At 71.9% G+C, this 24,614-nt stretch carries 19 protein-coding genes and 1 pseudogene; 12 read left to right on the top strand and 8 right to left on the bottom strand.

Annotation, left to right across the window (positions count from 1 at the left end; genetic code table 11):
* The first annotated feature begins 87 nt into the window (after positions 1-87).
* Positions 88-2,670, top strand: coding sequence for a 1,4-alpha-glucan branching enzyme (glgB, locus tag AC3EQ1_RS18065; RefSeq protein WP_432095339.1), 2,583 nt, complete (start codon positions 88-90; stop codon positions 2,668-2,670).
* A gap of 282 nt (positions 2,671-2,952) precedes the next feature.
* Here the strand turns inward: glgB and AC3EQ1_RS18060 are convergent, their stop codons facing one another.
* Positions 2,953-4,356 (bottom strand): cation:dicarboxylate symporter family transporter, encoded by a 1,404-nt coding sequence (locus AC3EQ1_RS18060; RefSeq protein WP_432095338.1) that lies wholly within the window; start codon positions 4,354-4,356, stop codon positions 2,953-2,955.
* 149 nt (positions 4,357-4,505) lie between these two features.
* Here AC3EQ1_RS18060 and AC3EQ1_RS18055 point away from each other — a divergent pair, with 149 nt between their 5' ends.
* The 5 genes from AC3EQ1_RS18055 to AC3EQ1_RS18035 all read left to right on the top strand — a co-directional run bounded on the left by AC3EQ1_RS18055 (position 4,506) and on the right by AC3EQ1_RS18035 (position 10,855).
* A complete protein-coding gene (locus tag AC3EQ1_RS18055) occupies positions 4,506-6,371 on the top strand; it encodes a sensor histidine kinase (protein WP_432095337.1) in 1,866 nt (621 codons plus the stop codon).
* Positions 6,368-7,069, top strand: a complete 702-nt coding sequence (locus tag AC3EQ1_RS18050) for a response regulator (protein WP_432095336.1) — start codon at positions 6,368-6,370, stop codon at positions 7,067-7,069. The genes AC3EQ1_RS18055 and AC3EQ1_RS18050 overlap by 4 nt, the downstream gene beginning before the upstream one ends.
* A 453-nt stretch (positions 7,070-7,522) precedes the next feature.
* Positions 7,523-8,881, top strand: a complete 1,359-nt coding sequence (locus tag AC3EQ1_RS18045) for an extracellular solute-binding protein (protein WP_432095392.1) — start codon at positions 7,523-7,525, stop codon at positions 8,879-8,881.
* Positions 8,878-9,831: a carbohydrate ABC transporter permease gene (locus AC3EQ1_RS18040; protein ID WP_432095335.1), complete on the top strand. Its 954-nt coding sequence runs from the start codon at positions 8,878-8,880 to the stop codon at positions 9,829-9,831. Before AC3EQ1_RS18045 ends, AC3EQ1_RS18040 begins: the two co-directional genes overlap by 4 nt.
* A gap of 172 nt (positions 9,832-10,003) precedes the next feature.
* Positions 10,004-10,855, top strand: coding sequence for a carbohydrate ABC transporter permease (locus tag AC3EQ1_RS18035; RefSeq protein ID WP_432095334.1), 852 nt, complete (start codon positions 10,004-10,006; stop codon positions 10,853-10,855).
* A 106-nt stretch (positions 10,856-10,961) separates the two neighbouring features.
* On the opposite strand, the gene AC3EQ1_RS18030 is transcribed toward AC3EQ1_RS18035, so the two are convergent.
* Positions 10,962-12,074, bottom strand: coding sequence for a methyltransferase domain-containing protein (locus tag AC3EQ1_RS18030; protein ID WP_432095333.1), 1,113 nt, complete (start codon positions 12,072-12,074; stop codon positions 10,962-10,964).
* Between the two features lie 785 nt (positions 12,075-12,859).
* Positions 12,860-13,186, bottom strand: a complete 327-nt coding sequence (locus tag AC3EQ1_RS18025) for a hypothetical protein (protein WP_432095332.1) — start codon at positions 13,184-13,186, stop codon at positions 12,860-12,862.
* 24 nt (positions 13,187-13,210) lie between these two features.
* On the opposite strand from AC3EQ1_RS18025, the gene AC3EQ1_RS18020 reads away from it, so the two are divergent.
* The 3 genes and pseudogenes from AC3EQ1_RS18020 to AC3EQ1_RS18010 all read left to right on the top strand — a co-directional run.
* Positions 13,211-13,567 carry a hypothetical protein gene (locus AC3EQ1_RS18020; RefSeq protein WP_432095331.1) on the top strand — a complete coding sequence of 119 codons (357 nt, stop codon included), beginning with the start codon at positions 13,211-13,213 and terminating at the stop codon, positions 13,565-13,567.
* A gap of 12 nt (positions 13,568-13,579) precedes the next feature.
* Positions 13,580-13,990, top strand: coding sequence for a VOC family protein (locus AC3EQ1_RS18015; RefSeq protein ID WP_059085129.1), 411 nt, complete (start codon positions 13,580-13,582; stop codon positions 13,988-13,990).
* A 13-nt stretch (positions 13,991-14,003) separates the two neighbouring features.
* A pseudogene (locus AC3EQ1_RS18010) lies at positions 14,004-14,219 on the top strand (hypothetical protein); the annotation flags it as partial.
* A 44-nt stretch (positions 14,220-14,263) separates the two neighbouring features.
* Here the strand turns inward: AC3EQ1_RS18010 and AC3EQ1_RS18005 are convergent.
* Entirely contained in the window at positions 14,264-15,289 is a 1,026-nt protein-coding gene (locus tag AC3EQ1_RS18005) for an ATP-dependent 6-phosphofructokinase (protein WP_432095330.1), read from the bottom strand.
* Between the two features lie 273 nt (positions 15,290-15,562).
* On the opposite strand from AC3EQ1_RS18005, the gene pta reads away from it, so the two are divergent.
* Genes pta through pyk form a run of 3 tightly spaced genes read left to right on the top strand, consistent with a single transcriptional unit; the run spans position 15,563 to position 20,304 of the window.
* Positions 15,563-17,665 (top strand): phosphate acetyltransferase, encoded by a 2,103-nt coding sequence (gene pta / locus AC3EQ1_RS18000; protein WP_432095329.1) that lies wholly within the window; start codon positions 15,563-15,565, stop codon positions 17,663-17,665.
* A complete protein-coding gene (locus tag AC3EQ1_RS17995; RefSeq protein ID WP_432095328.1) occupies positions 17,662-18,816 on the top strand; it encodes an acetate kinase in 1,155 nt (384 codons plus the stop codon). Before pta ends, AC3EQ1_RS17995 begins: the two co-directional genes overlap by 4 nt.
* 60 nt (positions 18,817-18,876) lie before the next feature.
* A complete protein-coding gene (pyk, locus tag AC3EQ1_RS17990) occupies positions 18,877-20,304 on the top strand; it encodes a pyruvate kinase (RefSeq protein ID WP_432095327.1) in 1,428 nt (475 codons plus the stop codon).
* 430 nt (positions 20,305-20,734) lie between these two features.
* Here the strand turns inward: pyk and AC3EQ1_RS17985 are convergent, their stop codons facing one another.
* The 4 genes from AC3EQ1_RS17985 to AC3EQ1_RS17970 all read right to left on the bottom strand — a co-directional run.
* Positions 20,735-22,048 carry a hypothetical protein gene (locus AC3EQ1_RS17985; protein ID WP_432095326.1) on the bottom strand — a complete coding sequence of 438 codons (1,314 nt, stop codon included), beginning with the start codon at positions 22,046-22,048 and terminating at the stop codon, positions 20,735-20,737.
* Positions 22,041-22,535: a DUF6114 domain-containing protein gene (locus AC3EQ1_RS17980; protein WP_432095325.1), complete on the bottom strand. Its 495-nt coding sequence runs from the start codon at positions 22,533-22,535 to the stop codon at positions 22,041-22,043. Before AC3EQ1_RS17980 ends, AC3EQ1_RS17985 begins: the two co-directional genes overlap by 8 nt.
* 90 nt (positions 22,536-22,625) lie before the next feature.
* Positions 22,626-23,243, bottom strand: a complete 618-nt coding sequence (locus AC3EQ1_RS17975) for a DUF6230 family protein (RefSeq protein ID WP_432095324.1) — start codon at positions 23,241-23,243, stop codon at positions 22,626-22,628.
* 570 nt (positions 23,244-23,813) lie between these two features.
* Positions 23,814-24,614, bottom strand: an 801-nt coding sequence (locus tag AC3EQ1_RS17970; RefSeq protein ID WP_432095323.1) for a tetratricopeptide repeat protein, incomplete at its 5' end; no start/stop codon positions are given.

Here is a 24,614-nt window from a genome sequence, read left to right as displayed (position 1 = left end):
CCGGCGCTCCGGCTCCCGTGCCGAGGAGCGCCCCCGCCGCCGCAGGGCGTCCCCGCCCCGGCTCGATCCTCTTGAGGAGGACCCACCGTGACCCCCCGTCGCAGCTCGTCCGACCCCCGTCCGTCACCGCCGCCGGCCGCGGCGCCCGGCCCGTCCGGGGGGCGGCAGACGTCCGCCGCCCCGTCGACCGGGCGCACCGGGCCCACCGGGCGGGAGCAGGACGACGGCGCACCGGCCGCCGCGTCCCGTGCCGGCACGCGCGGTTCGGGCGGCTCGGCCGCCGCGCCCCGCAAGCCCCGCCCGCCCGCGTCCGGGACGTCGACGGCGGCGGGCGGCGCGGCCGGTGGTACGTCCGGTGGCGCGAAGGCCCCGCCGGGTGCCACGGGCACGAGCGGCCCGGCGACCGGCGGTTCGGCGGGCGCATCGGTGACCGCCTCCCGGCGCGCGGGCGTGCGACCCGCGCCCCCGCTGGAGCCCGGGGACCGGGACCGGCTGCTCGGCGGCGCGCACCACGATCCGCACGCGCTGCTCGGCGCCCACCCGGCGCCCGGCGGGGTGGTGTTCCGCGCCCTGCGGCCGTTCGCCCGGTCCGTGGCCGTCGTCGCCGAGGGGCTGCGCGCCGAGCTGGTCTCCGAGGGCGACGGCCTCTTCTCCGGTTTCCTGCCGCTCAGCGAGATCCCCGGCTACCGGCTGCTGGTGTCCTACGGCGAGGACGACGACGGCGCGGACAACGGCGGTGACGGCGAGCCCGTGCACGACCCGTACCGCTTCCTCCCGGCGCTCGGCGATCTCGATCTGCATCTGATCGGCGAGGGGCGTCACGAGCAGCTGTGGCACGCGCTGGGCGCCCGGCCGATGGCCCACCAGGGGGTGGCGGGCACCCGGTTCACCGTCTGGGCGCCCAACGCCCGCGGCGTGCGGGTCACCGGTGACTTCACCGCCTGGGACGGCACCGGCTTCCCGATGCGCTCGCTGGGGTCCTCCGGTGTCTGGGAGCTGTTCCTGCCGGGGATCGGCGAGGGCACCCTGTACAAGTTCGAGATCACCCGGCCCGACGGGTCCCGCAGCCTCCGCGCCGACCCGATGGCCCGGCGCACCGAGTGCCCGCCGCGCACCGCCTCGGTCGTCGCCGCCTCCCACCACACCTGGGAGGACGAGGAGTGGCTGCGGCACCGCGCCGACCGGCGGGTGCACGAGGCGCCGTTCTCCGTCTACGAGGTCCACCTGGCCTCCTGGCGGCCGGGGCTGAGCTACCGGGAGCTCGCCGAGCAGCTGCCCGCCTATGTCAAGGACCTCGGCTTCACCCATGTCGAGCTGATGCCGGTGGCCGAGCACCCGTTCGGCGGTTCCTGGGGCTACCAGGTCACCTCGTACTACGCGCCGACCGCGCGGCTGGGCACCCCGGACGACTTCAAGCATCTGGTGGACGCGCTGCACCGGGCGGGGATCGGGGTCATCGTCGACTGGGTCCCGGCGCACTTCCCGAAGGACGACTGGGCGCTGGCCCGGTTCGACGGGACCCCGCTGTACGAGCCCGCCGACCCGGCCCGGGCCGAGCACCCGGACTGGGGCACCCTGGAGTTCGACTACGGCCGCCGCGAGGTCCGCAACTTCCTGGTGGCCAACGCGGTCTACTGGTGCGAGGAGTTCCACATCGACGGGCTGCGGGTGGACGCGGTGGCCTCGATGCTCTACCTGGACTACTCCCGCGAGTACGGCCAGTGGTCGCCCAACGCGCACGGCGGCCGGGAGAACCTGGACGCGGTGGCCTTCCTCCAGGAGATGAACGCCACCGTCTACCGGCGCTGCCCCGGTGTGGTGACGATCGCCGAGGAGTCTACGGCGTGGGACGGCGTCACCCGGGCCACCCACCACCCCGGCCCCGGCGGCTTCGGCGGGCTCGGGTTCGGGCTGAAGTGGAACATGGGCTGGATGCACGACTCGCTGGGCTATGTGCAGCACGAGCCGGTGCACCGCAGGTACCACCACCACGAGATGACGTTCTCGATGGTGTACGCCTACAGCGAGAACTACGTGCTGCCCATCTCCCACGACGAGGTGGTGCACGGCAAGCAGTCGCTGGTGACGAAGATGCCGGGCGACTGGTGGCAGCGGCGCGCCAACCACCGGGCGTACCTCGGCTTCATGTGGGCCCACCCCGGGAAGCAACTGCTGTTCATGGGGCAGGAGTTCGCGCAGGGGGCGGAGTGGTCGGAGGAGCACGGCCCGGAGTGGTGGCTGCTGGACGACACCTACCACTCGGCGGGCGACCACCGCGGCGTCCGGGACCTGGTCCGCGACCTCAACCGGACCTATACGCAGACGCCCGCGCTCTGGGAGCGCGACACCGACCCCGCCGGGTTCGCCTGGGTCGACGGGGACGCGGCGGAGGACAACGTCTTCGCCTTCCTCCGCTTGGACGCGTTCGGCAATCCGCTGCTGTGCGTCAGCAACTTCTCGCCGGTGGTGCGCCCCGGCCACCGGATCGGGGTACCCACCCACGACGGCGGCTGGCAGGAGGTCCTCAACACGGACGCGGCGCTCTACGGCGGCAGCGACGTCACCAACCCGGATCTGCTGAAGGCCGAGGCGACACCGTGGCACGGGCGGCCGGCGAGCATCACACCGGTGCTGCCGCCGCTGGCGACGGTCTGGTTCCGGCCGGTGTAGCGGGGCGGTCCGGGTCCGGTCCGTGCGAAACGGGGCCGGGTCGGAGCACACAGGGCGCCGGGGCCGCGGATCATCTCCGCGGCCCCGGCGCCCTGTTCACGTGCCCTGTTCACGTGCCCCGTTCACCTGGCCTGTTCACGCGACCTGTTCACGCGACCTGGTCACGCGCCCTGGTCACGCGCCCTGGTCACGCGCCCCGTGCACGCTGCCTGTGGCACCGCGCGCCGGGCCGGGGCGGCCCGCGTACGAGGGCGGGGGCCGCGCCGTCCCCTCAGCCGGCGGTCACCCCGCGACGGGCTCCTTGCCCGCCGGCTCCCGCGGCTCGGGGACGTCCGCGTGGGGTACGGCGGAGGCGTCGTCCACCAGCGTCGTCTCGTCGAACGGCACCCGTCCGGCGAGCACTTCGGCCACCCGCTCCTTGTCGATCTCCTTGGTCCAGGTGCCGACGAGGACGGTCGCCACGGCGTTGCCCGCGAAGTTCGTCAGCGCCCGCGCCTCGCTCATGAAGCGGTCGATGCCGACGATCAGCCCGACGCCGTCCAGCAGTTCCGGCCGGTGCGACTGGAGTCCGCCGGCCAGGGTCGCCAGGCCCGCGCCGGTGACGCCCGCGGCCCCCTTGGACGCGACGATCATGAAGACGAGCAGGGAGATCTGCTCGCCGAGGGCGAGCGGGTCGCCCATCGCCTCGGCGACGAACAGCGAGGCCATCGTCAGATAGATCGCGGTGCCGTCGAGGTTGAAGGAGTAGCCGGTGGGCACGGTGATGCCGACCACCGGCTTGCTGACGCCCAGGTGCTCCATCTTCGCGATGAGCCGCGGCAGCGCCGACTCCGAGGACGAGGTCGACAGGATCAGCAGGAACTCCCGGGCCAGGTACTTCAGCAGCAGGAACAGGTTCACCCCGGCGACCAGCCGCAGCAGCGTCCCCAGCACGACGACCACGAAGAGCGCACAGGTGAGGTAGAAGCCGACCATGATGACGGCGAGGGACTTCAGGGCGTCGATGCCCGTCTCCCCGACCACCGCGGCCATCGCGCCGAAGGCGCCGACCGGGGCCGCCCACATGATCATGGCCAGCACCCGGAAGACCAGCTTCTGGAGGTGGCCGACCCCGCGGAGGACCGGCTCGCCGGCGGGCCCCATCGCCTGCAGGGCGAAGCCCACGAGCAGCGCGACCAGCAGCGTCTGGAGCACCAGTTCGTTGGTGAAGGCGGAGACCATCGTGGTCGGGATCATGCTGAGCAGGAAGTCCGCGGTGGACTTGCTGCCGCCCTCGGCCTGCGCCTCACCGGCGCTCCGGGTGGCCTCGGTGAGGTGCAGCCCGGAGCCCGGGTCCAGCAGATTCCCCACCAGCAGGCCGATGCCCAGCGCCACGGTGGACATCACCATGAAGTAGCCGAGCGCGAGCCCGCCCACCGCTCCGACCTTGGCGGCCTTCCGCACCGAGCCGACGCCCAGCACGATCGTGCAGAAGATGACCGGCGAGATCATCATCTTGATCAGCTTCACGAATCCGGCGCCGAGCGGCTTGAGCTCGACCGCCACCCCCGGAGCGGCGAAGCCCACCGCGATACCGAGGAGCACCGCGCCGATCACGGCGAGGTACAGGAAGTGGGTCCGGTCCCGCTTCCCGGTCTTTCCCGGCCGGTCCGGTGCCGGCTCCGGTGGCAAGGTCTGCGCAGCCACGTCGTCTCCTTGTCCTGGCGCAGTACGTGCGGCTCACGTCCTGGACGTTCCGCTGAATATCCACTGCCGTGTGACGGCGGTCACCCTTGCGTTCATATCGTTCACAGACCGTTTCCGGCGGTCAGCCACGGACCCGGCAGACTGGCCCCATGCGCATACCCCGACCCCGCAGCCTGGCGGGCCAGCTCTTCGCGATGCAGGTCGTGCTGGTCGCGGCGGCGGTCGCCGGGTGCGCGGTGTTCGCGTACGTCACCGCCCGGCGCCAGGCCGAGGAGGCGGCGCGCCACCAGACGACGGCCGCGGCCCGGGCCGTCGCGGACGCACCGTCCGTACGCGCCGCGATCCGGGGCGGTAATCCCTCGGCCGCGCTCCAGCCGTACGCCGAGCAGGTCCGCCGGGACAGCGGGGTCGCCTTTGTGACGATCATGAACCGGGAGGGCATCCGCTGGACCCACCCGGACCCCGGGCGGATCGGCGGCGAGTTCCTGGGCCACACCGGTCCGGCGCTGGCGGGCCGGACGTTCACCGAGACCTACACCGGCACGCTCGGCCCCTCGGTCCGGGTGGTGACCCCGGTCCGGGACGGCCGGCGCATCGTCGGGCTGGTCAGCGCGGGCATCACCGTCGAGCGGATCAGCGACCAGGTGCGGCGGCAGATGACCGGGCTGCTCGGCGTCGCGGCGGGCGCGCTGGCGCTCGGCGGCATCGGGACGTACGTGATCAACGCCCGGCTGCGCCGCCACACCCACGGGATGAACGCCACCGAGCTCAGCCGGATGCACGACTACCACCAGGCGGCGCTGCACGCGGTGCGCGAGGGGCTGGTGATGCTGGACGGGCAGCGGCGGATCGCGCTGATCAACGACGGCGGGCGCGAGCTGCTGGGGGTGGACGAGGACGCGGTGGGCCGGTCGGTGGCCGATCTGGGGCTGCCCGCACCGCTCACGGGGGCGCTGCTGGCCGCCGAGCCGCGGGTGGACGAGGTGCATCTGACCGCCGACCGGATCGTGGTCGTGAACACCTCACCCGTCTCCAGCGGGGAGCAGCGCGGCACGGTGGTGACCCTCCGGGACCACACCGAGCTCCAGGCGCTCTCCGGCGAACTGGACTCGGTGCGCGGCTTCACCGAGGCGCTGCGCTCGCAGGCGCACGAGGCGGCGAACCGGCTGCACGCCGTCGTCTCGCTGATCGAACTGGGGCGGGCGAAGGAGGCGGTGGAGTTCGCCACGGCCGAGCTGGAACTGGCGCAGGCGCTCACCGACCAGGTGGTCGCCGCGGTCGGCGAACCGGTGCTGGCGGCGCTGCTGCTGGGCAAGGCGGCGCAGGCCAACGAGCGCGGGGTCGAGCTGGTGCTGGCGCCGGACAGCCGGATCGACGACGGGCTGCTGCCGGACTCGCCGGCCGCCCGCGACCTGGTGACGGTCCTCGGCAATCTGGTGGACAACGCCCTGGACGCGGCGGCGGAGGGCGCGTACCGGGAGGGACCGAGCGGGGACGCCGTCGGCGCGGACGGCTCGGGCCCGGACGGATCCGGCGGGGACGCCGTCGGCCCGGACGTATCCGACGGGGACTGCGGGGCCCGGCCCGGCGGGGACGACGGGGACGGAACGGGCCGGGCGGCGGCAGGGCCGCGCCCCCGGGTCGTCGTCACCGCCCGCGTCGCGGACGGGGAGCTGACCCTGCGGGTCGCGGACACCGGTCCGGGTGTGGACCCCGCCGCGGCCGACGCGGTCTTCCGGCGCGGCTGGAGCACCAAGCTGCCGGCCGCACCCGACGGCGGGGCATCGAACGGCGGGGCACCCGACGGCGGGACATACAACGGCGTCCCGCGGCCGGCCACCGGGCCGGGCCGGGGCCTGGGCCTCGCCCTCGTCCGTCAGGCGGTCCGCCGCAACGGTGGGACGATCGAACTGGGGCGGGCGCCGGAAGGCGGCGCGGAGTTCACCGTACGGCTCCCGGTCCGCACCGGCTCCGCAGCCACCGCCCCCCGAAGAACCGCCGGAGCAGCCGGATGACCGAGCCACAGCAGGGCGACGGCCCGATCCGCGTCCTCGTCGTGGAGGACGACCCGGTCGCGGCCGACGCGCACGCGCTCTACGTGGGCCGGGTCCCGGGTTTCACCGTCGCCGGGACCGTGCACTCCGGCGGCGCGGCACGGCGGGCGCTGGACCGGCAGCCGGTGGACCTGCTGCTGCTCGACCTGTACCTGCCCGACGGGCACGGGCTGCAGCTCGTCCGGTCGCTGCGGGCGGCCGGGCACACCGCGGACGTGATCGCGGTGACCTCGGCGCGGGATCTGGCGGTCGTCCGGGAGGGGGTCTCGCTCGGCGTGGTGCAGCACGTCCTGAAGCCGTTCACCTTCGCCACGCTGCGGGACCGGCTCGTCCGGTACGCCGAGTTCCGTGGGGCCGCCGGGGAGGCCAGCGGCCAGGACGAGGTCGACCGGGCCATCGCGTCGCTGCGGGCGCCGCAGCCGGCGGACCTGCCGAAGGGGCTGAGCGGCCCCACGCTGGAGGCGGTGACCCGGGTGCTGCGGGAGTCCGGCCCCCGGGGGGTCACCGCGAGCGCCGCCGGCGAAGCGGTGGGGATCTCCCGCATCACCTCGCGGCGCTATCTGGAGCACCTGGTCGGTGCGGGCCGTGCCGAACGCACCCCGCAGTACGGGCAGATCGGGCGCCCGGAGCTCTGCTACCGCTGGCTCGCCCCGCGCTGAACCGGGTGCCGGCGGCCCCGGTCCGGACCCCACTGAACCGGGCGCCGACGCCGGTCCGGACCTCACGGGGCCCACCCTCCGGACCGACCGCCGAGCCGAACCGACCGCCGAGCTGAACCGGCCCCGCGCGCCGTGCCGCCTCGTCCCAGCCCGGGCGGGACCACTCCCGGGCGGGACCCGGGCGGGACCACCACCAGCGAGGGCCCACCTGCTCCCGCCCCGTCCGCTGTCCCCCCACCACTCCTCCCCCGGCCAAGCCCCCGTGGCGCGCCGGGCTCCACCGGGTGCGGTGCGGGTCGCCGAAGTGCGCCCCCGACACCGAGGATTGACGCTTTCATGACGACTCACCACCGCCCTGACGGGTAGTCATCCACAGCCATTGACCGGCCGGTGAGGGCCTCGTACGGTCGCCAGGCAGCCTCACCGAGGCCAGGCCAGGAGGAGGTCGTGCCCGTGCGCTCCACCGCCCCGCTGATCGTCGCCGCCGTCCTGGCCGCCACCGCGCTCACCGCCTGCGGTGGCGGTTCGGGGAGCGATCCGGACACCGTCCGGGTCGCCTACAACCGCAGCACCGACAACGCGATCCGGTACAAGGACGCATATCTGACGTCCGTGAAGAAGCAGTTCGAGGCGGCCCACCCGGGCAAGACGGCGAAGCTCGTCCCGGTCCAGGCCCAGGACGACGACTACGCCGCCAAGATCCAGCAGATGATGCGCTCCTCCCGGACGGCGCCGGACCTGGTCTACGAGGACACCTTCCGCGTCCGGTCCGACATCGAGGCGGGGCATCTCCGCCCGCTCGACCGTTACCTGACGCGGTGGCCCGAGTGGGACCGGTTCGCCGCGACCGCGCGCCAAGCGGCCCGGGGCGGGGACGGCAGGACGTACGGGGTGCCCACCGGCACCGACACCCGCGGCCTGTGGTTCAACCGGAAGATCTTCGCCCGGGCCGGACTGCCCCGCGACTGGCGTCCTTCTGACTGGGGCGACATCCTCGACGCCGCGCGGACGGTCAAGAAGAAGGTGCCCGGGGTCATCCCGCTGAACGTCTACACCGGCAAGGGTCCCGGCGAGGCGGCCGTCATGCAGGGCTTCGAGATGCTGCTGTACGGCACGGGCGAAGACCCGCTCTACGACCCGCGCGCGAAGAAGTGGGTCACCGGCGGCAAGGGCTTCCGGGACGCGCTGGGCTTCATCCGGACCGTGTACGGCGAGAAGCTCGGCCCCGACCCCTCCGACGCCCTCGACCCCAACATCAACACCCGGGTCGCCACCGAACTGCTGCCCGAGGGCCGGCTCGCGATCGCCCTCGACGGCTCCTGGATGGGCCAGCAGTGGCGGAGGAGCGGCGGCAAGCCGTGGCCGGAGTGGTCCTCGGTGCTGGGCCGGGCACCGATGCCCACCCGGGACGGCCGGCCGCCGGGCGTCGTCAGCATGTCGGGCGGCTGGGTCTGGGCGGTCCCGGCCAAGTCCCGCAATCCGGGCCTCGCGTTCTCGTTCCTGAGGACCCTCCAGACGCGGCGGAACGCCGTGGACTGGGCCGTCCTGGACGCCCAGATCGCCGTTCGCGAGGATGTCGCCGCCGACCGGGAGTACCGGCGGTCGATGCCGGGGATCGACTTCTTCACCGGCCTGGTGCGGCACACCCACTACCGCCCCGCGCTGCCCGTCTACCCACAGGTCTCCACGGCGATCGGCACCGCGATGGAGTCGGTGACCACCGGCGACGCCTCGCCCGCCCGGGCCGCCCGGGCCTACGACGAGCAGCTGGCGTCGATCACCGACGGCGCGGTGACCGGCGGGTCCGGATGAGCACCGCGGCAGCCCGGCCGGCGGCGGGAAGTCCGGCGGCGGGGGTGGCCCCCGGCCCGCGCTCCCGGCACCGGCACCGGCCCCGATCCCGCCGACGGCAGCGCGCCCTGCGCCGATTACCGCTGGTCCCGGCCACGCTTCTGCTGCTGCTGTTCCTGGGCGGGCCGATCGCCTACTGCGTCGGGATCGCCTTCACCGACATGCGGCTGACCGGCGCGTCGACGACCGAGTTCGTCGGCCTGGACAACTTCCGGCGGGCCTTCGCCGACGACGGCTTCCGCAACGCCGTCGTCCTCACCCTCGTCTTCACCCTGATCTCGTCGGTGCTCGGGCAGAACACCCTGGGCCTGGCGCTCGCCGGACTGATGCGGCGGGCCTCGCGACCGGTCCGCACGGTGACGGGCTCGCTCGTCATCGCGGCCTGGGTGCTGCCCGAGATCGTCGCGGGCTTCCTCCTCTACGCCTTCTTCCGGCGCGAGGGCACCCTCAACGCCATCCTGGACGCGGCTCATCTCCCGTCCCAGAACTGGCTGTTCACGCTGCCCATCCTCGCGGTGGCGCTGGCCAACGTCTGGCGCGGCACCGCGTTCTCCATGCTGGTCTACTCCGCCGCGCTCTCCGGGATACCGCAGGAGATCACCGAGGCGGCGGAGGTCGACGGGGCCCGGGGGTTCCGGCGGCTGTGGCACATCACGCTGCCGCTGATCCGCCGTTCCCTGGGCACCAACCTGATGCTCAACACCCTGCAGACGCTCTCGGTGTTCGGGCTGATCTGGGCCATGACCCGGGGCGGACCGGCCGGCCGCAGCCAGACCCTGCCGGTGTTCATGTACGACCAGGCGTTCGGCAAGGCCCTGATCGGTTACGGCACGGCGGTGGCGCTGCTGCTTCTGCTGGTCGGAGCGGTGTTCTCGGTGGCCTGGCTGCGTCTGCTGCGGACGGAGGTGTGACGTGGCCCGCCGCCCCCGGCACCGGCCGGAGCCCCGCCGCACCCGTGACCCTGCCGAGCCCCGCCGGGCCGGGAAAGGGGCCGGGCGGGGGGACGCGCCCCACCGGGCAGGGAAGGAGGCAGAGCGGGGAGACGCGCCCCACCGGGCAGGGAGGAAGGCCGGGCAGGAGGACGTGCCCCGCCGGTCCCGGCGCCCGCCGGTCAACCGCCGTACCCGGCACCGGCTGGCGGCCGACGCGGCGCTGCTCGTGCTGGCCGCCGCGTTCGCCGTCCCGCTGGCGTGGCTGGTGCTGGCCTCCCTGGACGCGGACGCCGGGCTGCGCGTCGCCGTGCCGTCCCGGCCCACGGCGGACAACTTCGCGGCCGTCCTGGATCCGGAGATCACCTACCGGCCGATGCTCAACAGCCTGCTGCTGTGCGGCGGGGCGACCGCGCTCACCCTCGGCTGCGCCGCCCTGGCGGCGTACCCGCTGTCCCGGTTCCCCTCCCGGCTGAACCGCCCCTACCTGCTGACCGTCCTGTTCACCACCTGTCTGCCGGTCACCGCGATCATGGTTCCGGTCTACGGGATCTTCGTACAGGTGGAGCTGATCGACACCCTGCACGGCACGGCGCTGTTCCTCGCCGCCGCGCAACTCCCGTTCGCGATCTGGCTGATGAAGAACTTCATGGACGGCGTGCCCACGGTGCTGGAGGAGGCCGCCCGGACCGACGGCGCCTCCGGCCGGCAGACCCTGATCCGCATCGTCCTGCCGCTCATGGGGCCGGGCCTGGCGGTGGTGGCGATCTACAGCTTCATCATGATGTGGGGCAACTTCTTCGTCCCCTTCATGCTGCTGCTCACCCCGGAGCAGCTGCCCGCCTCGGTGAGCATCTTCACCTTCTTCGGCAACCACGGGGCCGTGGCGTACGGGCAGCTGGCGGCGTTCTCGATCCTGTACTCGACCCCGGTGGTGCTGCTCTACGCACTGATCGCCGGCCGGCTCGGCGGCGGCTTCGCCTTCGGCGGTGCGGTGAAGGGGTGAGCGGCTGAAGGGCTGAGCAGTGAAGGGCTGAGGGTGACGTGGTCGCCGAAGCAGGCCGGCGCTGGTGTCGGTCATGCAGTGCGCCAGGCGCCTGTTGCGTCCGAGACTACGCGGCCGACCAGCGCGGCCCCGTGATCGCGTCCCCGCACCACGCGTACTGCCGGTCGGGCTCGACCGTCAGGCCGAAGTCGTACAGATCCGGCTCGCCGAGCGCGTGCCACTCGTCCCACGCCCGCTCCAGCTCGTCCGCCAGGCGTCGGGGACCGCCCTGGTAGGCGATCGTGCCGCCGCCGACAGCGGCGAGCATCGCCCACGAGGTGGAGCCGTCGTGAATCCACGCGTTCAGCCCGTCGTCGTCCTCCCCGATGGTGATCCGGATGTCCGGCAGGGTGACTCGGAGGGCGAACCGCAGGTGCCAGTCGGCCTGGAGCGGCGCCAGATCGCGCGTGAAAGGCCGCTCCTGCTCATCCGGGGCTGCCGCGCGTATCTGCCTGAAATTCCGGCCGAGGTCTGAGCCGCGGGCGAGCATGAACGTAGCCAGCCCCTGCACCCATCCGCTCGCGGACCGGCCGTCGGCAGCGCGGGTGAGCGCGACGTGCCCCAGCCGCCCCCACGGGACGACGAGCCGCCCGCCGCGCCGGGTCTGCTCCACCCACGGCCAGGGAACGCGGTCGACCCCGTAGGTGGCCATCACCCGGTCGTACGGGGCTCCCGGCAGCCAGCCCGCCGTGCCGTCGCCGACCTGCACCTCCACCTCGGCGCCGGAGAGCTTCAGCCGCTCGGCCGCGGCCGTCGCCAACTCCGGGTCCACCTCGACACTGACCACCCGCCCCCGCCCGGCCCGTCGGCTCAGGAGCGCTGCGTTCCAGCCGGTGCCGGCACCCAGCTCCAGCACCCGGTGACCGGGCTCCAGCAGCAAGGAGTCCAGCATGTCGACGACCACGGACTGACAGGACAGGCTGGAGGACGGCACGCCCCCGGCGACCTGAGTGACGGCCGCCGTGTCGGGCGAGCCGTACACCTCGGCCTCCCACGCGTCGGGGTCAGCGGTGCGGTCGATGGGGATGTAGGCCTGGCCGTCCCAGCGCCAGAGCCGACCCGGCGCGAACTGCTCCCGGGGTACTGCGGCGACAGCGTGCCGAATCCACGGGGACCGGTCGGGCCAGGCGCCGCGCTGGTCCATGACGGCATCCAGCGCGGCGCGCAGCTCATGCCCCATGGTCACTTCTTGTGCTTTCCGTCTCCAGGCGGGGGCGGTGGCACCTGCCCATCGCTGTTGCCCGGCGGCGGATTGCCCTGGCCCGGGTCCGGCGGCGGCTTCTCGTGCTTCCCCAAAACAGCCCCTTCGGTCGTGTGCGGGCGTCCATCGTGGCGCTGGATCGAGGAGCACGGCAGGGCGCACGGGCGCACCGTGCGAGCCGGCTGAACCTGTGCACGCCGGACAGCGCCCGCACGGCGCGCACGGAGCCGCTCCCTGACGCTGTCACGGACCAAGGCGCGTCGGTCTGCGGATGCGGCAGCGCTACGAGGCCGAGGGGTTGTGGGGACTGGTGGACGGCCGGTCCGGGAAGCCACCGGCCCCGGTCCCCGGCACCGGAAGGACCGACGAGCGCGTTGTCGAGGCGGTCACCGAGGCACTGGCCGGGCAGACGGACCTTTCGACGGGCGACCGCAAGCGGCTCATGCTGCAGGCCGAGCAGATCCTCGCCGCGAAGCACGGCGAGGAAGCGGTGAAGCTCCTGCCCACCAGGGCGACCTTCTACCGGCTGGTGAACAGCCTCGCCAAGAACAACGAGTCCTTCGGGTCGGCCACAGTCCGCCGTCAGCGGGCTCTTCGGCCCGTGGGGCCGTTCACCCCGTCCATGGCCGCCCGCCCCGGGGAGATCGTGCAGATCGACTCCACGCGGCTGGACGTGATGGCGGTGCTGGACGACGGAGTCGTGGCCCGCCCGGAACTGACGATCGCGGTCGATGTCACGACGCGCACGATCTGCGCGGCCCTGCTCAGGCCCACGGGCACGAAAGGCGTGGATGCGCGGTGCTGCTGGCGAGGATGCTGGTTCCCGAGCCGATGCGGCCGGGCTGGAGCCAGATCCTGGCGATGTCGGACTCGATCCTGCCGCACCAGCGGCTCATGGCGGTGGACGCGCGGTTGGAGAAGGCCGCGGCCAAGCCGGTCATCGTCCCGGACACCATCGTGATCGACCACGGCAAGGTGTTCGTCTCCGACACGTTCTCCTCCGCCTGCTCGCTGCTGGGGATCTCCTTGCAGCTCGCCCGGCCCAGGACTTCGAGGCCCAGCGTCGACTCGACCAGCTCGCCCGCCGTCACCGGCAGACCAGACGAGCCCTCGACATGGCGCGGAAGATCATCGAGGACTGGTCCGCCTCCGGAATGCCGATCGACCTTGGGAAGGAGTGGACCGATCACCTCGACCGAGTCGAAGCTCTCGCCGTCAGCAAGAAGATCTCGGCTGGGGACCGCAGCCACCTCGCGGCGTTCCCCGAGATCGTGATGCTGACGCACCTGATCCTCGACCCGCCCACAACCGCCCTCGACCCCAAAGAGCTCTACCTGGCAACAACCGCCGAGCTGAGCCGACGATTCGCGCGGATCTACACCACCCTCGGAACCCAGGACCCCCTCTATCAGAGGTTCTGCCTCTATCGAGATCGCGACGGGCCTGTCTCGAAGTCGGGTGTGAGCTCGTGACAAGATCGCGGGATGCTGCGACTCACCGATTTCATTATCGACTGCCCGGACACGATGAAGCTGGCGGCCTTCTACTCCGAGGTGACGGGCCGTCCGATCAAGGAAGGCAGCTCCGAGGACTGGGCTGGCATCCAGTTCGGCGAGATCGAGCTGGCATTCATCCGGGTGGACGACTATCGCGCTCCGCAGTGGCCCGACAGCGAGCACCCCAAGCAGTTCCACCTCGACTTCGAAGTGGACGAGATCAAGTCCGAGCAGCGCCGCGTCCTCGACCTCGGCGCGACGCTAAGGCAGGACTTCATCGGCCCCAACGGCTACGGCTGGCAGGTCTACACCGACCCGATCGGCCACCCCTTCTGCCTGTGCCGCAACAAGGGCGTCATCTGGACCGACCAGGGCCCGATCTGGCCCAAGCACGACTAATCAGATTCCGGTCATGGAGAAGAGCGACATCACGATCAAGCTCACCCCCGACGAGGCCCTGGTCCTCTCGGACTGGCTGGAGCGAGTACAGATGACAGATCTCAGCCGCCTGGTCGACGATCCGGCCACCTGGGCCCCGATCCACAAGATCGCGGGAACACTGGACAAGGCGCTCCCTGGAATCTTCGCCGCCGACTACGCCGAACGTCTGGAAGCGGCCCGGCCCCGGAAGGCCCGGCTCAGAAGAAGCCCCCGCGCGGCAGAGCGCCCCGCTCAGAAGACCGACTCGGCCTCCGCCATCCGGTCCGCCGGGACGGTCTTCAGCTCGGTGACCGCCTGCGCCAGCGGCACCAGGCCGATGTCGGTGCCGCGCAGCGCGGTCATCATGCCGAACTCGCCGCGGTGGGCGGCCTCGACGGCGTGCCAGCCGAACCGGGTGGCGAGGACCCGGTCGTAGGCGGTGGGGGTGCCGCCGCGCTGGACGTGGCCGAGGATGACCGGCTTCGCCTCCGTGCCGAGGCGGCGCTCCAGTTCGGCGGCGAGCCGGTTGCCGATCCCGGCGAAGCGCTCGTGCCCGTACTGGTCGATGGCGCCCTTCTCGTACGGCATCGAGCCCTCGGCCGGGTGCGCGCCCTCGGCGACGCAGATGACCGCGAACTTCTTGCCGCGCGCGAAGCGCTCCTCCACCATCCCGCAGAGGTCGTCGACCGCGAACCGGCGCTCCGGCAGGCAGATTCCGTGCGCGCCGCCCGCCATGCCGGACTCCAGCGCGATCCAGCCCGCGTGCCGGCCCATGACCTCGACGACCATCACGCGCTGGTGCGACTCGGCGGTGGTCTTCAGCCGGTCGATGGCCTCGGTGGCGACCCCGACCGCGGTGTCGAACCCGAAGGTGCGGTCGGTGGAGGAGATGTCGTTGTCGATGGTCTTCGGCACGCCGACCACCGGCATCCCGGCGTCGGCGAGCATCCGCGCGGCGGTGAGGGTGCCCTCGCCGCCGATCGGGATCAGCGCGTCCAGCCCGAGCTCCCGGCAGAGCTCCTCGGCGTTGTCCGTGGCCTCGCTGAGCCGGGCGCGCTCCAGCCGGGCCGAGCCCAGGATGGTGCCGCCGCGGGCGAGGATGCCGCTGACCGCGTCGAGATCCAGCTTGCGGTAGCGCCGTTCGAGCAGGCCCTTGAATCCGTCCTCGAAGCCGATGACCTCGTCCTCGTGCTCCGCCACGGCCCGGTGCACGACCGACCGGATCACGGCGTTCAGCCCGGGACAGTCGCCGCCTGCGGTGAGAACTCCGATGCGCATCGTGCTGTGTCTCCTGGCTGGTGGGGTCCCTCTGCCGGGGCCGGAGTGATAGATCTGGGCCAGTTCGATTGTTCCACGCCACACACGGTGCCCGCGCCCCCCGGACCCGGACGAGCGCCTTACCCATCGCGACAGGTATTGTCAAGAGGACAGGCCCATTCCGTTTGTCATTTTCGCAGGCCAGGCACCCTGTGGTTCGCAGATCAGGCGTTCCGCGGCCCCGCAGACCCGCACTCTGCGGGCCGGACACGAGAATCAGATCGGAGAGCACACGTGACGCGCAGCGTGTACGTGACCGGGATCGACCGGGGAGACGGCCGCCAGGTCGTCGAGCTGGGGGTCATGGAACTCCTGACCCGCCATGTCGACCGCGTGGGGGTGTTCCGCCCGCTGCTGCACGACGACGGCCCCGACCGGCTCTTCGACCTGCTCCGCGCCCGCTACCGGCTGAGCCAGCCCGCGGACACCGTGTACGGCATGCGGTACGGCGAGGCCGGGGCGCTCCAGGCCGAGAAGGGCACCGACGAGCTGGTCTCCCAACTCGTGGAGCGCTTCCACCGTGTGGCCCGCGAGTACGAGTTCGTCCTGGTCCTGGGCACCGACTTCGCGGCCACCAGCCTGCCCGCCGAGCTCAACCTCAACGCGCGGCTGGCGAACGAGTTCGGGGCCTCGGTGATACCGGTGGTCGGCGGCCAGAACCAGCCCGCCGAGTCGGTGCGGGCGGAGGTGCGCAACGCGTACGCCGCCTACCACGCGCTCGGCTGCGAGATCTCGGCCATGATCGTCAACCGGGTCGCCCCCGCGGACCGCACGGCCGTCGCGGAACGGCTGACCGCGCGGCTGCCGGTCCCCTGCTACGCGCTCCCCGAGGACGCCTCGCTGTCCGCGCCCACCGTGCAGCAGATCGTCCACGCCCTCGACGCCGAGGTGCTGCTCGGCGACGCGGCCGGACTCGCCCGGGACGCCCGGGACTTCGTCTTCGGCGGCGCGATGCTGCCGAACTTCCTCAACGCCCTGACCGAGGGCTGCCTGGTGGTCACCCCCGGGGACCGCACGGACCTGATCATCGGCTCGCTCGCGGCCCACTCCGCCAACGCCCCGTCGATCGCGGGTGTGCTGCTCACCCTCGACGAGCGGCCCGGGCCGGACATCATGGCGCTCGCCTCCCGACTGGCCCCCGGCACCCCGGTGGTCTCGGTGCCGGGCGGCAGCTTCCCCACCGCCGGTGAGCTGTTCGCGGTGCAGAGCAAGCTCAACGCCGCCTCGCCGCGCAAGGCCGAGACCGCGCTGGGCCTCTTCGAGCGCCATGTGGACACGGTGGCGCTGACGAACCGTATCTCCGTGGCCCGCTCGGCCCGGGTCACGCCGATGATGTTCGAGCACGACCTGATCGAGCGGTCCCGCGCCGACCGGCGCCGGGTCGTCCTGCCCGAGGGCACCGAGGAGCGGGTGCTGCGGGCGGCCGACGTCCTGCTGCGGCGCGACGTCTGCGACCTGACCCTGCTCGGCGACGAGGAGGCGATCCGCAAGCGGGCGGCCGAGCTGGGCATCGACCTGGCCGACGCACAGCTCATCGACCCGCAGACCTCCCCGCTGCGGGAACGGTTCGCCGAGCTGTACGCGACGGCCCGCGCGCACAAGGGCGTCGGCTACGAGCTGGCGCACGACATCGTCGCCGACGTCTCCTACTTCGGCACCCTGATGGTCCAGGAGGGCCTGGCCGACGGCATGGTCTCCGGCGCGGCGCACTCCACGGCCGCCACCATCCGCCCGGCCTTCGAGATCATCAAGACCGCCCCGGACGCGGCGATCGTCTCCTCGGTCTTCTTCATGTGCCTGGCGGACCGGGTGCTCGTCTACGGCGACTGCGCGGTCAACCCCGACCCCGACGCCGAGCAGCTCGCCGACATCGCCATCCAGTCGGCGGCCACGGCCGCCCAGTTCGGGGTCGAGCCGCGGATCGCGATGCTCTCCTACTCCACCGGCAGCTCCGGCAGCGGCGCCGACGTCGACAAGGTGCGCAAGGCCACCGAGATCGTCCGGGAGCGCCGCCCCGACCTGCCGGTCGAGGGCCCGATCCAGTACGACGCCGCGGTCGACGCCGCCGTCGCCGCGACCAAGCTGCCCGGCTCCCAGGTCGCGGGCCAGGCCACCGTGCTGGTCTTCCCCGACCTGAACACCGGCAACAACACCTACAAGGCGGTCCAGCGCTCGGCGGGCGCCGTCGCGGTCGGCCCGGTCCTCCAGGGCCTGCGCAAGCCGGTCAACGACCTCTCCCGCGGCGCCTTGGTCTCGGACATCGTCAACACCGTTGCCATCACGTCCATCCAGGCCCAGAACCAGAAGGCCCGTACACAGAAGGCTCAGACCGCGTGAACCGCACCCCAGGCACCCGTGTCCTCGTCCTCAACTCCGGCTCCTCGTCGGTCAAGTACCAGCTGCTCGACATGGCCGGCGGCACCCGGCTGGCGTCCGGCCTCGTGGAGCGGATCGGCGACGGCCCGGTGGCCGACCACGCCGCGGCGCTCAAGCAGGTCGCCGACGAGCTGGCCGCCCAGGGGCTCGGGCTGGACTCCCCCGAGCTGGCGGCGGTGGGGCACCGGGTGGTGCACGGCGGCATCCGGTTCACCGAGCCGACCCTGATCACCGACGAGGTGGTGACGGCGATCGAGGAGCTCGTCCCGCTCGCCCCGCTGCACAACCCGGCCAACATCACCGGCATCAAGGTGGCCCGCGAGCTCCGGCCGGACCTGCCGCAGGTCGCCGTCTTCGACACGGCCTTCCACTCCACGCTCCCGGAGTACGCGGCCCGCTACGCGATCGACACCGCCACCGCCGACGAGCACGGCGTCCGCCGCTACGGCTTCCACGGCACCTCGCACGCCTACGTCTCGCGGGCCACGGCCGAGCTGCTGGGCAAGGACCCCTCCGAGGTGAACGTCATCGTGCTGCACCTGGGCAACGGCGCCAGCGCCTCCGCGGTCCGCGGCGGCACCTGCGTGGACACCTCCATGGGCCTCACCCCGCTGGAGGGCCTGGTCATGGGCACCCGCTCGGGCGACATCGACCCGGCGGTGATCTTCCACCTGTCGCGGGTGGGCGGCCTGTCCACGGACGAGATCGACGACCTGCTGAACAAGCGGAGCGGCCTGCTCGGCCTCTGCGGCGACAACGACATGCGGGAGATCGGCCGCAGGATGGGCGAGGGCGACGTCACGGCGCAGCTCGCCTTCGACGTCTATGTGCACCGGCTGCGCAAGTATGTCGGCGCGTACACCGCGGTACTCGGCCGGGTGGACGCCATCGCGTTCACCGCGGGCGTGGGTGAGAACTCCGCGGCGGTGCGCGAGGCGGCGCTGCGGGGTCTGACGGCGCTGGGTGTCGAGGTGGACGCGGTGCGCAACGCCGTCCGCAGCCCGTCGGCCCGGCTGATCTCGGCCGCCGAGAGCCGCGTCGCGGTCGCCGTGGTGCCCACCGACGAGGAGATGGAGATCGCCTCTCAGGCATACGCCCTGGTCCAGGCTTGATCCTCGGATCTTCGCCCAGCACCTATATTCCGCTCCGAAACAAACCGATAGGATCGCCCCATGCGCCGTTCCAAAATCGTCTGCACTCTGGGCCCCGCCGTCGACTCCTTCGATCAGTTGAAGGCGCTGATCGAGGCCGGTATGAACGTGGCCCGCTTCAACATGAGCCACGGAAGCCACCCGGAGCACGAGGAGCGGTACCACCGCGTCCGCAAGGCCTCCGAGGAGACCGGCCGCGCGGTGGGCGTGCTCGTCGACCTCCAGGGCCCGAAGATCCGGCTGGAGACCTTCGCCGAGGGCCCGGTCGAGCTGGTGCGCGGTGACGAGTTCGTCATCACCACCGAGGACGTGCCGGGCGACAAGAGCATCTGCGGCACCACCTACAAGGGGCTGCCCGGGGACGTCTCGAAGGGCGAGACGATCCTCATCAACGACGGCGCGGTCGCGCTCCAGGTCGTCGAGGTCGACGGCCCGCAGGTGCGCACCATCGTCATCGAGGGCGGTGTGGTCTCCGACCACAAGGGCATCAACCTCCCCGGCGTGGCGGTGAACGTCCCCGCGCTGTCCGAGAAGGACGTCGAGGACCTGCGCTTCGCCCTGGCCCTCGGCTGCGACATGGTGGCGCTGTCCTTCGTCCGCGACGCCTCCGACGTGCGCGACGTGCACCGGATCATGGACGAGGTGGGCCGCCGCGTCCCGGTCATCGCCAAGGTGGAGAAGCCGCAGGCGGTCGACAACATGCAGGAGATCGTGATGGCCTTCGACGGCGTCATGGTCGCCCGCGGTGACCTCGCCGTCGAGTACCCGCTGGAGCGGGTGCCCATGGTGCAGAAGCGGCTCATCGAGCTGGGACGCCGGAACGCCAAGCCGGTGATCGTCGCGACCCAGATGATGGAGTCGATGATCAACTCCTCGCGCCCGACCCGCGCCGAGGCCTCCGACGTGGCGAACGCGATCCTGGACGGCGCGGACGCGGTGATGCTGTCGGCGGAGTCGTCGGTCGGCAAGTACCCGATCGAGACGGTCAAGACGATGTCCCGGATCGTGGCGGCGGCCGAGGAGGAGCTGCTCTCCCGCGGTCTCCAGCCGCTGGTGCCGGGCAAGAAGCCGCGGACCCAGGGCGGTTCGGTGGCCCGTGCGGCCTGCGAGATCGCCGACTTCCTGGGCGCCAAGTCGCTGGTCGCCTTCACCCAGTCCGGTGACACCGCGCGCCGGCTGAGCCGCTACCGCGCCCAGCAGCCGATCCTCGCCTTCACCACCGACGCCTCGACCCGCAACCAGCTCACCCTGAGCTGGGGCGTGGAGTCGTTCGTGGTGCCGTATGTGGAGAACACCGACTCCATGGTCGACCTGGTCGACGCCGAGCTGCTGAAGCTGGGCCGCTACGCCGAGGGCGACACCATGATCATCACGGCGGGCTCCCCGCCCGGCGTCCCCGGCACCACCAACATGGTGCGGGTGCACCACCTGGGCGGCCAGAAGGCCTGACCCGGCACGGACCGGCGGTGGGCGGCATCCGGGGGGTGCCGCCCACCGGCGTGTTCGCGGGCGGCCGCGCGGATCCGCAGCCCGTCGGCACCGGTACGGAGCCCGTCCGGGCGCCGACGGGGAGGCGGTAACGGAGCCGGGTTGCGGCTCACGAGGGCGAACACCGGCAGCGAACGGAGCGGTTCGCCGGCACACGGCACACGGGGCGGTGTTCCGGGGGACAGCGCACGGAGCGGTACGCCGACGTACAGCGCACGGCACACGGCACGGACGCGAGCCGCCCCGGGCCGCGGACGGGCACGTCGGCAGGACAACGCAGTGGGGCACCCCTTCGCCGAAGGGGTGCCCCACTGTTGTTGCGGCTCCCGGAAGCTCAGCCCGTCCCGGAGGTTCCGGTCCGTCCCGGCGGTTCCGGTCCGTCCCGGCGGTCTCAGCCCGCCGAATTGAACAGGTGCATACCCGGCACGGTGAGCGTGCCGCCGAACTGGCCCGCCTGCCGCACATGCACATCGGTGAAGACGGCGAGGGGGACGTTCAGCGGAGGCGGAGTGTCCGGGCTGAAGGTGACGGGGATCAGCCCGAACAGCTTGCCCTTCAACTCCTCGGTGTACATGGTGACCGTTCCGTCGCGGATGGTCGACTTGGAGCCCTTGCGCGCCTGGACGTGACTCGTGGTGCCCTGAGGCCCTTCCACGAGCTGGTGCAGGTCGTCGATGTCGGTCTCCTCAGCGGTGAACTTCAGGACCTTCTTGACCTTGCCGCTGTAGGTCTTGACCTCGACGATGCCCTTGTAGTCCAGGCCCCGCAGGGTGAGCTTGGAGCTCTCCAGCTGCCACGGCTCGTCCGGCAGGAGCGGGGCGCCCTCCTCCAGATCGGCGTCGGCCAGCGCCTTGGCGTCGTGAGTCGGGCAGGGGAACGGCTTCTTGCCGTCCTCCGTGCCGTCCTCCGTGCCGGACTCCTCGCCCTTGACGGACTCCTTGACGCCCTCGGCGGACTCCTTGGCCTTCTCGGAGACGTCCTCGACCTTGGCCCCGGCCTCGCCGGCGGCCTCGCGGATCGCGCTCTCGGTCTTGTCCGTCGTGTCCTCGACGGCGTCCGCGGCCGGCTTCTCCGCGGGCTTCTCGGACTCCTCGGGGGCGGCCGTGCCGGTGGCGTCCGGCTCGTCCGACGCGGAGCTGCTCGCGGTCGGCGAGGGCTCCTCCTCGTCGTCGTCCCCGTCGAAGAGGTCCTTGATCTTGTCGCCGACACCCAGCGGGTCCAGCGGGTTCTTGGTCTCCTCCGGCGTCGGCTCGGCCGAGGGCTCCTGCTCCTCGCCGGCCGGCTCGTCCGTACCGGTGGACGGCTCCTCCGCGGAGTCGCCACCGGAGGACGGCGCCGGGGAGGGTTCGGTCGACGGCTTCGCGCTCGGCCCGGCCGACGGCCCGGCACCCGGCTTCGCCGACTCCTTGTCCGACGGCTCCTTCTCCTTCTCGTCCTTCTTCTCGTCCTGTGCCTCGTCGGAACGGGTCACACAGGGACCGGACGCGAAAGGATTGCTGGGCATCTCGTCGGCCTGGGCGAGCTTCGGGGTGAGCCCCATGCCGACGAACACCGCCGTGGGCATCGCCGCCAGGGCCAGGGCCTTGCTCGCAGGAATCTGCAGCTTGGTGAGCAGCGACTTCCTGGGGGCCGCGTGGCGCGGCCCCGTTCTCACACGAGCCGCATCGCCTCCGGCCTCGCCGAAGGGGACCTCGTCGCTACGCACGGTGCCTCCCGTCGGCGACCTCGACGGTGTTTCCGCTCGGGACCGTGAAGGGACCGTCGGACGTGGCACCGGACTTGTCCGCCTCCACGGCGGGGGCGCCCGGCGCCCAGGCGAGGGACAAGCCACCGCCGACCAGCGACAGCAGGAAGCCGATCATGAAGCCGCCGAGGTTGGACACCGGAATCGAGACCAGGGCCAACAGGATGGTGGCGACGCCCGCGAACACCCGGACGATGTGGTGGTACCACATGGTGAGTCCGAGGGTGATCAGCAGGACGCCGATGATCAGCGAGCCCGCGCCGGCGGTGGTGGCCATCCGCACGGTCAGCTGGCCCACCTTGAGGTGTGCGTACGGGAGATAGGCGATCGGCACTCCGCCCAGCATCGTCAGCAGGCCCGCCCAGAACGGCCGGCTGCCGCGCCAACCACGAAAGCGAAGCCGCCAGTATTTGATTCGGTCACGCTGCCCTGGTGACTCGGCGCTCATGGAAAACAGCTCCCTGGGACCGGCGTTGTACGAAATGAGTGGTGGGGGGCGGGCGGGGGACGAAACCGCCCCCGCCCGCCCGGCGAGTGCTTAGTAGCACTCCTTGACACCCTTGTGGATCTTCATGCTGAGCCCGCTCAGCTTGAAGGTTCCGGCGCTGGTGGCCCACGCGGTCTGCTTGACGTCGGTCAGGGTCGCCGAGTCGGCCTCCTGAGCGAAGCCACCGCGGCTGGCGTGGTCATCCTTGTTGATGCCCGGGCCCTTGTTGCTGGCCCCCGCCGCGACACCGATGTTGATGTCCCGGAAGGTCGCGTCCGCGTCCAGCTGAGCAACGTCGATGTACAGGTTCTCGGCCGTGACCGGATCCTTGGCACCGGCGTTCAGCTGCAGCGTGACCGTACCGACGAGCGGGATGTCCGGGGTGACCACGGACTGGCACATCTTGTTGATCTCTGCGTGCTTGAACGCGGAGACCGCGACGGGCTGGTTCTTCCCGCCGACCTGCTCGTCGTAGGCCCCGTACTGGATGAAGCCTTTGCCTTCGAGCCGCTCAGCAGACACCTTGAACTGCTGGCCGGACACCTGGAACGACGCCGCGAGCGCACCCTGCGACAGGGCCACGCCGATCGCTGCGGTGGCAGCGACGCTCGGGACCATGACAACGGCGAACCGCTTCCATCTGGTCCCGCCACGAGCCTGGGACTCCATGAGTTTCCTCCTTCTCGGACGTACATCTCCGGCCGGGGCCAGTGGGCCGGCCCCGTCTGGGATGGGAGAAGTGCTACGTCCTCGGGAAGGAGAGCGCCGCCCTCCGGGCGCGAACTGCGTCCGAAAACACCGGCGATCACCCCCGAGCGACAACCACTGGCCACGCTCCCGCGCAACCTGCTGGACAGGCCCTGCCGGTGGCAGAGACCCCCCTGTCCAAGGCCGGCGCCATCTGCCGCCGGCCGCTCGGTGGGGACCCAGGAACCCCATGACACCGGCTGGTTGCCGGGTGACGGGAATGGACCGAGCGTGGCCGATCGTGGTGCATTACAAGCCGCGACACAAGGGGCTCGTTACTAGTGAGTAACGGCGAGATAACCGAAGCATGGCCGATGGGTCTCGGCCAGCCACATAGCGTCGCGGGGTATGCGTCCGATACCGGAGGAGGAATAGCTACATACACGGACAAGCGCCCGCGGTTCCCTTACTGCAAGTAACAGCGGCCGCGATTACCAAGTTTTGGTAAAGCGCGACCGCTGTGATCACGGCGTCACCACTGGTGACGACCGGTCAGAAGAGTACGCGAGCCAGCGCCCCCCGGGCAGTGGTCACGCGCGGATCGTCGCCGCCGATCACCTCGAAGAGCTCCAGCAACCGCAGCCGGGCCTTCTCGCGTTCGTCACCGGCCGAGCGCTTCACCGTCTCCACCAGCCGGCCGAAGGCGTCCTCGACATGACCGCCCACCAGGTCCAGGTCGGCCGCGGCCACCTGGGCGTCGACGTCGTCCGGGCGGTCGGCCGCCGCCTTGCGCACCGCCTGCAGGTCCAGACCCTGCACCCGCTCCAGCAGTTCCGCCTGGGCGAGTCCGAGCTTCGCCTCGGTGTTGGCCGGGTCGTCCGAGAGGACATTCCGGTACGCCTGGACCGCTCCGCCCAGATCACCGGCGTCCAGCGCCTCGTGGGCCGCGGCGAGCGCGCTGTCGTGCGGACCGGCGGGGCGCTCGGGGACCTCGGCCTCGGCCTCACCCTCCGCGCCGGGCTCGATCGGGGCACCGACGATGCCGAAGCGCTGCTCGGCGGCCTGGATCAACTGGTCGAGCACCTGGCGGATCTGCGACTCCGGGGCCGCGCCCTGGAAGAGCGGCAGCGCCTGTCCGGCGACCACCGCGAAGACCGCCGGAATGCCCTGCACGCCGAACTGCTGGAACAGCGCCTGGTTGGTATCGACGTCGATCTTGGCCAGAACGAATCGGCCCGCGTACTCCGCGGCCAGCTTCTCCAGCACCGGGGAGAGCTGCTTGCACGGCTCGCACCACTCGGCCCAGAAGTCGATGACGACCGGGACCTCGGTGGAGCGCTGCAGGACATCCTG

Source organism: Streptomyces sp. bgisy100, from assembly GCF_057709105.1.
This window is presented reverse-complemented; position numbering and strand designations above follow the sequence as displayed.

What these genes read in the sequence shown, in the direction of transcription:
- AC3EQ1_RS18055 (WP_432095337.1), top strand. Translation starts at nt 4,506, where the DNA reads ATGCGCATACCCCGACCCCGCAGCCTGGCGGGCCAGCTCTTCGCGATG.
- AC3EQ1_RS18050 (WP_432095336.1), top strand. Translation starts at nt 6,368, where the DNA reads ATGACCGAGCCACAGCAGGGCGACGGCCCGATCCGCGTCCTCGTCGTG.
- AC3EQ1_RS18040 (WP_432095335.1), top strand. Translation starts at nt 8,878, where the DNA reads ATGAGCACCGCGGCAGCCCGGCCGGCGGCGGGAAGTCCGGCGGCGGGG.
- AC3EQ1_RS18030 (WP_432095333.1), bottom strand. Translation starts at nt 12,074, where the DNA reads ATGGGGCATGAGCTGCGCGCCGCGCTGGATGCCGTCATGGACCAGCGC.
- AC3EQ1_RS18020 (WP_432095331.1), top strand. Translation starts at nt 13,211, where the DNA reads ATGGCGCGGAAGATCATCGAGGACTGGTCCGCCTCCGGAATGCCGATC.
- AC3EQ1_RS18015 (WP_059085129.1), top strand. Translation starts at nt 13,580, where the DNA reads ATGCTGCGACTCACCGATTTCATTATCGACTGCCCGGACACGATGAAG.
- AC3EQ1_RS18005 (WP_432095330.1), bottom strand. Translation starts at nt 15,289, where the DNA reads ATGCGCATCGGAGTTCTCACCGCAGGCGGCGACTGTCCCGGGCTGAAC.
- pyk (WP_432095327.1), top strand. Translation starts at nt 18,877, where the DNA reads ATGCGCCGTTCCAAAATCGTCTGCACTCTGGGCCCCGCCGTCGACTCC.
- AC3EQ1_RS17980 (WP_432095325.1), bottom strand. Translation starts at nt 22,535, where the DNA reads ATGAGCGCCGAGTCACCAGGGCAGCGTGACCGAATCAAATACTGGCGG.
- AC3EQ1_RS17975 (WP_432095324.1), bottom strand. Translation starts at nt 23,243, where the DNA reads ATGGAGTCCCAGGCTCGTGGCGGGACCAGATGGAAGCGGTTCGCCGTT.